Annotated in this window: 2 protein-coding genes; both read left to right on the forward strand. The window is 66.6% G+C overall.

Annotated features, from left to right (window positions below; translation table 11 throughout):
• Positions 1-251 (forward strand): beta propeller repeat protein (locus ETQ85_RS26205; RefSeq protein WP_425473123.1); only part of this gene is annotated, 251 nt, incomplete at its 5' end.
• Positions 252-380: 129 nt separating this feature from the next.
• Positions 381-958 (forward strand): aminotransferase class III-fold pyridoxal phosphate-dependent enzyme (locus ETQ85_RS10595; RefSeq protein WP_148579010.1); only part of this gene is annotated, 578 nt, incomplete at its 3' end.

Genomic DNA, 958 nt, shown 5'->3' on the forward strand with positions numbered 1-958 from the left:
GCACGCTGCTCACCAGCACCAACGGCAGCACCTGGACCGCCCAGACCCTCGGCAGCGCCGATCTGAACGCGGTTTACGCCTCGACCCGTTTTGTGGCGGCAGGCGCCAGTGGTGCCATCTACACCAGCGACGACGCCGTCACCTGGACGCAGCGCAACAGTCCGACCGGCACAACGATGTACGGCCTGATCCAGGCGGCCAACATCTATACCGCCGTCGGCGCAGGTGGCGCCAGCATCTACGCCTACTGATCCTGAGCCCGGACCCGACTGAACGAAAACCCGTTCAGTCAGTCTGCAAAGTGGAGCGCCCAAACCCGGGTCGCTCCACTTTGCACTTTCAGCACCATCGCCGCACCGACTGTCGCAGACTCCCGTCCCATGCCGTCCACTCCCGCCAACGCAAACCTCCTGTCCCGCTCCCTGGCTGCCGTCTGGCACCCCTGTACCCAGATGAAGCACCACGAGCAGCTGCCGCTCATCCCCATTGCCCGGGGCGAAGGCGCGTGGCTCTACGACATGGACGGACGCCGCTACCTGGACGGCATCAGCTCGTGGTGGGTCAATCTCTTCGGCCACGCCAATCCGCGCATCGGCAACGCCCTCAAGGCCCAGCTCGACACCCTCGAACACGTGATGCTCGCCGGCTTTACGCACGAGCCGGTAGTCGAACTCTCCGAGCGCCTCGCCGCCCTTACCGAGCACAATCTGGGTCACGCCTTCTACGCCTCTGACGGCGCTTCGGCCACCGAGATCGCCCTCAAGATGAGCGCCCACTACTGGCGCAACCACGGCCAGCCCGACAAGAACCGCTTCCTCAGCCTGGCCGGCAGCTACCACGGCGAAACCGTTGGCGCACTGGCCGTCACCGACGTGGCGATCTTCCGTGACGCCTACGCCCCGCTCGTCCGCGCCGGTGCCTGCGTGCCCAGCCCCGACGCCCGCCAAGCGGCGCCAGA

This window comes from Zoogloea oleivorans, from assembly GCF_008107625.1.
Classification (GTDB): domain Bacteria; phylum Pseudomonadota; class Gammaproteobacteria; order Burkholderiales; family Rhodocyclaceae; genus Zoogloea; species Zoogloea oleivorans.